This is a genomic window from Sphingomonas sp. Leaf23, assembly GCF_001421585.1.
Taxonomy (GTDB): domain Bacteria; phylum Pseudomonadota; class Alphaproteobacteria; order Sphingomonadales; family Sphingomonadaceae; genus Sphingomonas.
Window position 1 is genome coordinate 280,325 of the sequence record NZ_LMKR01000005.1, and the last position, 9,990, is coordinate 290,314.

7 protein-coding genes are annotated in these 9,990 nt (G+C 67.9%); 3 read left to right on the forward strand and 4 right to left on the reverse strand.

The window, feature by feature from the left end:
• Positions 1-88 precede the first annotated feature (88 nt).
• From ASE67_RS15815 to ASE67_RS15825, 3 genes are all read left to right on the forward strand, one after another.
• Positions 89-1,222, forward strand: a complete 1,134-nt coding sequence (locus tag ASE67_RS15815; protein ID WP_156347654.1) for a site-specific DNA-methyltransferase — start codon at positions 89-91, stop codon at positions 1,220-1,222.
• A complete protein-coding gene (gene folP, locus ASE67_RS15820; RefSeq protein ID WP_055763546.1) occupies positions 1,222-2,298 on the forward strand; it encodes a dihydropteroate synthase in 1,077 nt (358 codons plus the stop codon). Before ASE67_RS15815 ends, folP begins: the two co-directional genes overlap by 1 nt.
• A gap of 68 nt (positions 2,299-2,366) precedes the next feature.
• Positions 2,367-4,706, forward strand: a complete 2,340-nt coding sequence (locus tag ASE67_RS15825) for a hypothetical protein (protein WP_055763548.1) — start codon at positions 2,367-2,369, stop codon at positions 4,704-4,706.
• A gap of 31 nt (positions 4,707-4,737) precedes the next feature.
• Here ASE67_RS15825 and ASE67_RS15830 read toward each other — a convergent pair whose 3' ends face one another.
• The 4 genes from ASE67_RS15830 to ASE67_RS15845 form a co-directional block, all read right to left on the reverse strand.
• The gene (locus tag ASE67_RS15830; protein ID WP_055763550.1) at positions 4,738-5,442 is read right to left on the reverse strand and encodes a dihydrofolate reductase family protein; all 705 of its coding nucleotides are present in this window, start codon (positions 5,440-5,442) and stop codon (positions 4,738-4,740) included.
• A gap of 65 nt (positions 5,443-5,507) precedes the next feature.
• On the reverse strand, positions 5,508-7,838 hold the full coding sequence (locus tag ASE67_RS15835) for a GH92 family glycosyl hydrolase (protein WP_055763552.1): 2,331 nt from the start codon (positions 7,836-7,838) through the stop codon (positions 5,508-5,510).
• Between the two features lie 15 nt (positions 7,839-7,853).
• The gene (locus ASE67_RS15840; protein WP_055763555.1) at positions 7,854-8,753 is read right to left on the reverse strand and encodes an ROK family protein; all 900 of its coding nucleotides are present in this window, start codon (positions 8,751-8,753) and stop codon (positions 7,854-7,856) included.
• A 79-nt stretch (positions 8,754-8,832) separates the two neighbouring features.
• Entirely contained in the window at positions 8,833-9,825 is a 993-nt protein-coding gene (locus ASE67_RS15845) for a LacI family DNA-binding transcriptional regulator (RefSeq protein ID WP_055763557.1), read from the reverse strand.
• Between the last annotated feature and the right edge of the window lie 165 nt (positions 9,826-9,990).

The window sequence follows — 9,990 nt, forward strand, 5'->3', positions numbered from 1 at the left end:
CGCAACGAATCTGGCCCATCCAAAGAGTCAAGCATTTCCGCTTGACCGCGACTCGTGGATTCCGCGAGATGGCGGCAATGCAAGGGGAATGACGACGATGGTGGCAGTGAAAACCCGGCGGAAGAAGGCGACGACGACCAAGACGGTCGCGCTGCCGCTCGACCGGATTCTGATGGACGACTGCATCGAAGCGATGCGGTCGCTGCCGGCCAAGTCGATCGACTGCATCTTCGCCGATCCGCCCTATAATCTGCAGCTGGGCGGCGACCTGTTGCGGCCCGATGGCAGCCAGGTCGATGCGGTTAACGACGATTGGGACAAGTTCGACAGCTTTGCCGCGTATGACCGATTCACCAAGGCATGGTTGAAGGAAGCGCGCCGCATCCTGAAGCCCGACGGCACGATCTGGGTCATCGGCAGCTACCATAATATCTACCGCGTCGGGTCGATCGTGCAGGATCAGGGCTTCTGGATCCTGAACGACATCGTGTGGCGGAAATCGAACCCGATGCCCAATTTCAAGGGCACACGCTTCACCAACGCGCATGAGACGATGATCTGGGCGTCGATGGGCGAAAAGGCGCGCTACACCTTCAACTATCGCCAGATGAAGACGCTGAACGACGAACTGCAGATGCGGTCGGACTGGGAATTCCCGATCTGTGGCGGGCAGGAACGGCTGCGCAAGGACGGGACAAAGGTCCACCCGACGCAGAAGCCCGAGGCGCTGCTGTACCGCGTGCTGCTGGCATCGACCAAGCCCGGTGACGTGGTGCTCGACCCGTTCTTCGGCACCGGCACGACCGGCGCGGTCGCCAAGCGGCTGGGGCGGCATTTCATCGGGATCGAGCGCGACGCGACCTATGTCGAGGCGGCGACCGCCCGGATCGAAGCGGCGCTGCCGCTGGATGAATCGGCGATCCGGGCGATGCGCGCGCCCTCCAAGCCGCCGCGCGTGGCGTTCGGCGTGCTGGTCGAAAACGGCCTGTTGCCGCCGGGTTCGGTGGTGATGGACAGCAAGCGCCGCTTCCGCGCGACCGTGCTGGCCGACGGGTCGCTACTGTCCGATTGCGGTGCGGCGGGGTCGATCCACAAGCTGGGGTCGACGTTGCAGAATGCGCCGTCGTGCAATGGCTGGACCTTCTGGCATACCGAAGGCGCCAAGGGGCTGGTGCAGATCGATGCGCTGCGCCAGCAATGGCTGCTCGCGACGCAGCCCTGATGTATCTGCGCCCGGTTCGTTTCGTCGATACGCCGGTCGGGCTGCCCGATGGTGCGGCGGCGCGGCTGGCGGGCGGGATGCTGTGGTTCGCCGCCTATGAGGTGCGCGATCGCGCCGGGCTGCGGCTTACGGTGCCGGTCGAGGCGTTCGATGCATGGACCGCGACGCTTGCCCCGGAACAGGCCGAGCGGGCGTGGTTATCGCACCGGCGGATTACGGCCGCCCGTCCGCCGCTGACGCTGGGCGAGCGGGTGCTGCGGTTCGATCAGCCGCAGGTGATGGGGATACTCAACGTCACGCCCGACAGTTTTTCGGATGGTGGCGCGCATGTCGGCGATCCGGCGGGTGCTGCCGCGGCGGGTGTCGCGATGGCGGCGGCGGGGGCGGCGCTGATCGACCTGGGTGGGGAGTCCACCAAGCCGGGTGCCGCGACCGTATGGGAAGGCGACGAGATCGCCCGTGTTGTGCCGGTCGCCGAACGGCTGGCGGCGGCGGGGGTCGCGGTGTCGGTCGATACGCGCAAGGCGGCGGTGATGGACGCGGCGCTCACGGCGGGCGCGCAGATCGTCAACGATGTCGCGGCGCTGGCCTATGATCCGCGCGCGCTGGATGTAGTCGTCAGGAGCGGCTGCCCGGTGGTGCTGATGCATTCGCCCGTACCGGCGCAGGGGCCGCATGGCGGTGACGGCTATGGCGACCCGCTGCTCGACGTGTTCGACTGGCTGGAGGCGCGGGTCGAGGCGGTGGTTGCAGGCGGTGTGGATCGGGCGAAGATCATCGTCGATCCGGGCATTGGTTTTGGCAAGGCGCTGTCGGACAATCTGGCGCTGGTGAACGGGCTGGCCTTGTTTCACGGGCTGGGGTGCCCGGTGCTGCTGGGCGCCAGTCGCAAGCGGATCATCGGCGCGCTGTCGAACGAGGCACCGGCGGATCAGCGGCTGGGCGGGTCGGTCGCGCTGGCGATGGCAGGCGTTGAGCGGGGCGCGCAGATCGTGCGGGTGCATGACGTGGCGGAGACGGTGCAGGCGATCCGGGTATGGCGCGGCTTGCGCGATGCGGCGTTGGTGGCGCGCTGACGGCCGCCACGATCGTCAGTCGCCAAGCCGGTAGATCAACCCACGCCCCCTCCGCTATAGCGCGGCCCATGGTTCGCGTATTCCTGTTCCTCGCCGCGCTGTCGGCGCTGTTTACCGCTCCGGCGAATGCCCAGCAGAACGGGTTCGACCTCGACGGGCCGGAGGTGGCGGTCAGCGTGAAGCGGGGCGATGTCGAACTCCCGGTCGCTGCGGTGCCGGCGTTGCGCGGGGGCGACACGCTGACGGCGCGTGCGCTGCTGCCGGCGGATCAGTCGGCGCGGTACCTGCTGATCGTCGCGTTCCTGCGCGGGGCGACCAATCCGCCGCCCAAGAACTGGTTCTTTTCGGTCGAAACGTGGAAGCCCAAAAAGGACGTGCTGACCGTCACCGTGCCGCAGGGTGCCGAACAGGCGATCCTGTTCCTCGCCCCCGAAGCCGGCGGCGGCTTTTCGGCGGTGCGCGGTGGGGTGCGGGGGCGGCCCGGTGTGTTCGTGCGGGCGGCGCAGGATTTGTACCAGGCATCGCTCGACCGGCAGCGGCTGGACGCGTTCGTCGGCGCGGTCGGGCGGATCGGCGATGCCGCGCCCGAACGGCTGGCCACCGCCGCGCCGGTGCTGGCCGAGGCGCTTCGGATCAAGCTGAATGCCGATTGCCTGCTGAAGCAGCGCGCGTTGCAGGCCGTGTGCCTGACGCAGCAGCGCGACGCGCTGGTGCTGCAAGCGCAGCGCGGGGCGACGCTGACCGAAACGGTGACCGGGGCGCCGGTCGATATCGCGTACCGGGTGGCGGCGACGCGTGAGGGCGGGGCGGGCTATTACAGCCCCTATATCGGGCTGGCGCGCGATCTGGCCCGGTTGTTCGGCGCGTTTCGCAGCGCGCAATATCAGTATCTGCCGGCGCTCGCGCTGGGGCAGGGCACGGCGATCCACCTGCAACTCAACAGCGCTCCGTCTTTCCAGAATCCGCGATCGGTGCTGGTCGCGCCCCTGCCGCCGATCGGCGATGCGCCGCCGCCGCTGTGGCGGTCGGGCGCGCCGGGGGCGCTGTGCCTTGCCAAGCCCGACCTCGTGCTGCCGCTCGACGATGCGGCGCTGCTGTTTGCGACCGATTATGCCCGTGACCTGACGCTGAAGGTGACGGCGGCGGATGGGAAGGTGTCGCTGCTGAAGCTCACGCCCGATGCCGAACGCGGCGGGCTGGTGCTGGGCGGCGGTGCGGGTGTTGCCGGGCCGATCACCGACGCGGTGGTGCAGGGCAGTTGGGGGTTCGACCGGTTCAGCGGGCCGCGCGTTCCGGCACAGATCGATGGCCCCGGCGCGTGGACGCCGCAGCCCGATGCGAACGTCATTGTCGGGCGCGATCATCCACTGGTGCTGCGCGGCGGGGCGTCGGCCTGCGTGTCCGGGCTGACGCTGCGCGACGCCGCTGGGCTCAGCCGGTCGATCGGGTGGAAGGCGGCGGGTGCGGATGGGATCGAGGCGATGCTGCCGCTCGGCAAGACGCGACCGGGACCGTTGACGCTGACCGTGGTGCGGCATGGCGCGGTGGCGCCGGACCAGATCGCGCTGAACGGGCGTGCGGAGCCGAGCCGGCTGGACCGCTTCACCGTCCATCGCGGCGACAAGGACGGCGTGCTGGAGGGCGCGCGGCTGGATCAGGTCGCTGCCCTGACGCTGGGCAGCACGCGCTTTGCGGCGGGGGCGCTGACGCGGGTGGGCGAGGGGGACCGGCTGACGCTGATCGCCGACGCGCCGCTTGGCGAGAGCGGCGATACGACCGCCAGCGTGCAGCTGCGCGACGGGCGTAGTGCCAGTGTCGCAGCGACGGTCGCACCGGCGCGGGCGGCGATGCAGCTGCTCGAACGGCGGGTGGCCTATGATCCGCCGGCGGGTGCGCGGCCGATCGAGCTGCCCGCCGGGCTGGTGCCGACGACGGGCGCGCTGACCTTTTCCGCGCGGGTCACGGGCGGGCTGGCCGGGGCGGAGGACGGGATCGAGATCGCGGCAGGCGACGTGACCCGGCGGCTGACGATCGCGTCGGGCGCGGTACAGCGGGTCGGCGACGACGTGGTGGTGGCGACGATCGCGCCGCAGGCCACCTTCGGTCCCGCCGTATCGGGCGAGTTGCGCATCCGGGCGTGGCGTGGCGGCGCGGCGGGCGACTGGCAGAAGCTGGCGACGCTGGTGCGGTTGCCGGTGCTGACCGGGATCGAGTGCCGCGACGCGTGCACGGTCACCGGCCGCGACCTGTTTTTGATAGCAGCGATCGGCACGGCACCCGATATGGCCGCAGCGGTCACCTTGCCCGGCGGGTTCGTCGGCACGTCGGTATCGGTCCCGCGCGGCGGCGACGGGACATTGTACCTGAGGATGCACGATGCCGGCGATGCGGTGCTGCGGGCGAAGTGATCGACGCGCGAAGTTTCCGGCCAACGGGCCGCTACTGCGCCGGCCGCACCGCATAGCGCAGATGCACGGCACCCGCGGCAAGGCGCTCGCAGTCGATCAGCGATAGCGTGACCTTGCCCCGCAACCCGTCTGGCGTGGCGACGATCCGTTCGGCCCCCGCGGCGCCGTCAAGCGTCGGGGTCAGCACGATGCTGAATTCATCGACCAGCCCGGCGGCGAGGAAGGTGCCGTTGATCCCGCTGCCCCCTTCAAGGAGCAGGGTTTCGATGCCGAGGTCGTGGCGCAGCGTCGCAAGCGCGACGGGCAGGTCGATCTCGTCACTGTCGGACACGATGTAGGAGACGCCGTTCGCCGCCAGTTCGGCGAGATGCGCGTCGCCGACGCTGCTCCCCAACAGGACGACGAAATGATCGCCGCCGACATCGCCCTTGGCAAAGCGCAGCTTGCCCGCGCGATCGAGGGTGATGGCATAGGGCGCGGCGTCGCGCCGCTGGAACAGGTGCGGGCGCGGCGGGGTGTCGGTGCCGGTCGCGGGTGTCGGATCGGCCTTTGCCATTTCGGCCATCGTCACCCGTCCGACGATCCAGCCATCGGCATGCAGGCGGTCGTGGAGGTCCTCATAGATGCCAGTCCAGTCCTTTACCGTTCCGTCCGGGCTGTCGGTGTAGCGGCTGGGGTGCAGGCCGCCATCGATCGAGGAGGTCATGCGGCAGAGGATACGGGGGCGGTCGGACATGGCGGGTGGCTCGCATTCGGGATCGGGCGTGCTTCAACGCCGCCCGACCCCGCCGGGTCCACCGGTCAGCGCGTCGGCTGGCTCATCGAATAGGGCGCGGCGTTGGGGCCGGTGGCCCAGCCCTTGTTCGGGGTCGGCCCCATGACGAAGCGGAGGGTACCGCCGGCCATGATCTCGTCCTGCGAAATCCAGGTGCGATCGAGCGTGCGGCCGTTCAGCGTCGCCGACTGGATATAGAGGTTGGTCGCGCTGTTGCCCGGTGACTCGACCACGAAGCGCTTGCCGTTTTCCAGCGCCAGTTCGCTGCGGCGGAACAGCGGCGACCCGATGACATACTGGTTCGCACCAGGGGTGACCGGATAGAAGCCCAGCGCGCTGAACACATACCATGCCGAGGTCTGGCCGTTATCCTCGTCACCCGGATAGCCGTCGGGCTGTGCGGCATAGAGGCGGCGCATCACGTTGCGGACATGCCACTGCGTCTTCCATGGCGCGCCGGCATAGTCGTAGAGGTAGATCAGGTGCTGGATCGGCTGGTTGCCATGGGCGTAATTGCCCATGTTCACGATCTGCATCTCGCGGATTTCGTGGATGACCTGCCCGTAATAGCTTTCGTCGAACTTCGGCGGGCTGTCGAACACCTGATCAATCTTCGCGACGAACGCGCGGTCGCCGCCCATCAGGTCGATCAGGCCGCGCACGTCCTGAAACACCGACCAGCTATAGTGCATCGAATTGCCTTCGGTGAAGGCGTCACCCCATTTCAGCGGGTTGAACGGCGTCTGGAAGCTGCCGTCCTGGTTACGCCCGCGCATCCAGCCGACCGTCGGATCGAACAGCTTGCGATAATTCTGCGCGCGAGCGCGGAACATCGCGGCGTCGTCCTTCTTGCCCAGTGCTTCGGCCAGGCGCGCGATGGTAAAGTCGGCATAAGCATATTCGAGGCTGCGGGCGGCGTTTTCCTTGATACCGACGTCATAGGGGACGTAGCCGAGGCGGTTGTAATATTCGACACCCTCGCGCCCGACCGCGCTGATCGTCTTGCCGTCCGCCGATTTCGGGCGGCCGACGCTGGTGGTCGCGTTCTTCAGAATCGCTGCGTACAGCGTTTCGATGTCGTAGCCGCGAATGCCCTTCAGATAGGCATCGGCGATGTTCACCGCCGAGTTCGACCCGATCATCACGTCGCGGTGGCCCGGGCTGGCCCATTCGGGCAGCCAGCCGGATTCGCGATAGGTGTTGGCGAGGCCCTCCATGATCTCGCCATCGAGCTTGCGCTCCATGATCGTGAACAACGGGAACACGGCGCGGAACGTGTCCCAGAAGCCGTTGTCGGTGAACATCGGGCCGGGCAACACCTGCCCGTTATAGGGACTATAGTGGACCATTTTGCCCGTACGGTCATATTCGTGGAAGCGGCGGGGGAAGAGTTGCGTGCGGTAGAGCGCGGAATAGAAGGTGCGCACATTGTCGAGGTCGGGATCGTCGACCTTGTACCGGCCCATCAGCGCGGACCATGCGGTGCGGGCCTTGGCCCTGGTCGTGTCGAATCTGTCGCGGCCCAGCTCACGGGTCAGGTTCAGCTGTGCCTGTTCGGCGCTGATGAACGAGGAGGCGACGCGGACATTCACCTGTTCGCCCTTGCGCGTATTGAACCCGACGAGTGCGCCGACGCGCTTGCCCTCGGTCTTGGTCACGCCGCTCTGGCGCTTGAAACCGTCGCCGACCGTGTCGGCGACGATAAAGTCGTGGTCGAATTCCAGCACGAACCAGTTGCGGAAATTGGCGGGCACGCCGCCGCTATTGTTGCTGGCATAGCCGATGATGCGGCGCTGTTTCGGCAGGATGGTAACTGCCGATCCCTTGTCGAACGCATCGAGCAGGATCCAGCTCTGGTCGCTGTCGGGGAAGGTGAAGCGGAACTGCGCGGCGCGTTCGGTCGGGGCGATTTCGACGGTGGTGTCGTAGTCGGCGAGGTAGGCGCTGTAATAATAGGGGCGGGCAACCTCCGCCTTGTGCGAGAACCATGACGCGCGGTCGGCCTCGGCCAATTTCGGCGTGCCGGTCATCGCCATCAGCGAGAACGCGCCGTAGTCGTTCATCCACGGGCTGGGCTGATGGGTCTGCTTGAACCCCCACAGCTTGGTGTCGCGATAGCGGTACGCCCAGCCGTCGCCGGCCTTGTTGGTGGTCGGCGTCCAGAAGTTCATGCCCCATGGCAGCGCGATCGCCGGATAGGTGTTGCCGTAGGACAGCGCATAGGTCGAATCGGTGCCCATCAGCGGGTTGACCAGATCGACCGGGTCGGGACGCGGTTCCTGCGCGATGCCGGGGGTGAGCGGCGCGAGGATCAGCGCCAGCGCGGTGGCGGTTGCGGTCAGGCGGGGCAGGGCCATGCGGCGGTCCTTATCTCAACGGGTCGGCAGGTGGTGGCGGGCGCGGTCCCAGAAGGTCGCGTCGAAGGTGCGGGCGGCGCCGATGATCGCGGCGTCCTCGGTATCGGCATGGACCGCGATGTGCGTAGCGGGCAGGTGCTGGCGAAGCGCCGGGCCGAACAGGTCGAACGCGCCGCAGATGCGCCCGCCGAGCATGACGGTGCCGGCGTCGAAGCGATCGACCCATGGCGACAGGATCGTGCCGAGGTTGCTGCCATAGTCGGCAAAGATCGCGGCGGCCTGGGCATCGCCGGCGCGGGCGGCGTCGGCGGCGGCGATTACCGTGGGGATACCGTCCAGCCGTTCGCGAATGCGCGCGGTCAGCCAGCGGGCGGAGACATGATCGTCGGCGATGCCGTCGTGGAAGGGCAGGTGCCACAGCGATCCGTACGGCGGCACGTCATCGCCAGCGATCGCCGGAATCCCTTCGCGCAGGAACGCCGACCCCAGTCCGGTGCCGAGCGTCACGCCGACGACATTGCCCCGTGCTGGAGCCGCGCCGACCGCAAAGGCGGTGGCATCGTTAAGGAAGCGGATCGGGCGGGGATGGCGCAGCGCTTCGCCCAGTGCCTGTGCGACGTCGACGCCGTACAGCGCGGCGAACTTCGCGTTCCCTCTGAAATAACCGACGCCGGCGGCGTAATCGAACGGGCCGGGCATGGCGATGCCGATACCCTGCACCCGATCCGGGCCGATGCGGTCGGTCACGTAATCGATCGCGCCGGCCCACGAAGCGATCAACGTGGCGCGATCGTCGTCGGGCGCGCAGGCGACGTGGTGATAGCTGCCCGAAACCAGCATGCCCGATGCTTCCGGCGCAATGGCTGCCGCCGCGACGTGATGCCCGCCAATGTCGACCCCGACGATCATGGGCATCCGATCTCCCTGTCCGACGCGACGGGTTCGTCATCGCCTGTGCGGGTCGTGTAATCCATTACATCGGCCAAAACCAAGCTTAATTTGCGGGCGTGCTGCTTTGGCGGACGATCAGTTCGTGGGGCAGGATGTGGACGGTATCGTCGGCGGCCTTGCCCTCGATCCGGTCGATCAGGATTTCGCACGCCTTGGCGCCCATCGCCTCGGCCGGCTGGGCGATGGTGGTGAGCGACGGAGTGGAGTGCGCCGCGAAGCTGATATCGTCGAACCCGGTGATCGCAAGGTCGTGCGGGACCCGCAGGCCCCGCGCCGTGGCGGACTGGATCGCGCCGATCGCCATTTCGTCGTTCATGCTGAAGATCGCGGTCGGCCGGTCGCGCAGGCTGAGGAACTCGTTCGCCGCCGCCGCGCCCGACCCCATCGACCAGTCGCCGAAACGGACCAGCGCGGGATCGAAGGCGATGCCGGCCGCGTCCAGCGCGGCGCGATAGCCCTTCATCCGGTCGACGGCGTGCGGATTTGCCGCCGGGCCGCTGATCGTGGCGATGCGGCGGTGGCCGGCGGCGATCAGGTGCTCGGCCATTTCGCGCGCCGCGCCGGCATTGTCGATGCGGACCGAGGGCGCCTGCGTCAGTTCGCAGCCACAGGCATGGACGATCGGATAGGTCGCCGCACGTTGGCGGGCGTTGAAGCCGTAGTCGGGCGATAGCTGGATCACGCCATCGGCGAGGCGGGTTTCGACCAGCTGCTCGTAATGCGCCTCTCGGTCGCGGGAGTCGCGGGTGTCGCCCAGGAACACCGAATAGCCGCGCCGCCACGCGATCGATTCGATGCCGGCGGTGACGTTGGCGAAGAACGGGTTGGCGATGCCCGGCACCAGCACCAGCACCGAAAACGACCGGTCGGAGCGCAGGTTGCGCGCCAGCAGGTTCGGTCGGTAGTCGACCGCCTCCACCGCCGCCATGACGCGGGCGCGGGTCGCCTCGGTCACCTTTTCCGGGGTGCGCAGCGCGCGCGATACGGTGGCGGTCGACAGGCCCGCCGCCTTGGCGACATCGATGATACTGCTCATGGCCCGTGCTCCCCGTTCCTGGTTCTGCCAAGCGTCGTCCCCAAGTCAAGCGGGCGGGCAGGGTTCGCGGCTACACCAGGTCGGATATGTAATCCATTACATTATTCGCTTGCGAGGCTTGGCGATGCTGCATAGGCTGGCTGGCAAAGAAGCGGTCCCGGTGCG

What these genes read in the sequence shown, in the direction of transcription:
- ASE67_RS15815 (WP_156347654.1), top strand. Translation starts at nt 89, where the DNA reads ATGACGACGATGGTGGCAGTGAAAACCCGGCGGAAGAAGGCGACGACG.
- folP (WP_055763546.1), top strand. Translation starts at nt 1,222, where the DNA reads ATGTATCTGCGCCCGGTTCGTTTCGTCGATACGCCGGTCGGGCTGCCC.
- ASE67_RS15825 (WP_055763548.1), top strand. Translation starts at nt 2,367, where the DNA reads ATGGTTCGCGTATTCCTGTTCCTCGCCGCGCTGTCGGCGCTGTTTACC.
- ASE67_RS15830 (WP_055763550.1), bottom strand. Translation starts at nt 5,442, where the DNA reads ATGTCCGACCGCCCCCGTATCCTCTGCCGCATGACCTCCTCGATCGAT.
- ASE67_RS15835 (WP_055763552.1), bottom strand. Translation starts at nt 7,838, where the DNA reads ATGGCCCTGCCCCGCCTGACCGCAACCGCCACCGCGCTGGCGCTGATC.
- ASE67_RS15840 (WP_055763555.1), bottom strand. Translation starts at nt 8,753, where the DNA reads ATGCCCATGATCGTCGGGGTCGACATTGGCGGGCATCACGTCGCGGCG.
- ASE67_RS15845 (WP_055763557.1), bottom strand. Translation starts at nt 9,825, where the DNA reads ATGAGCAGTATCATCGATGTCGCCAAGGCGGCGGGCCTGTCGACCGCC.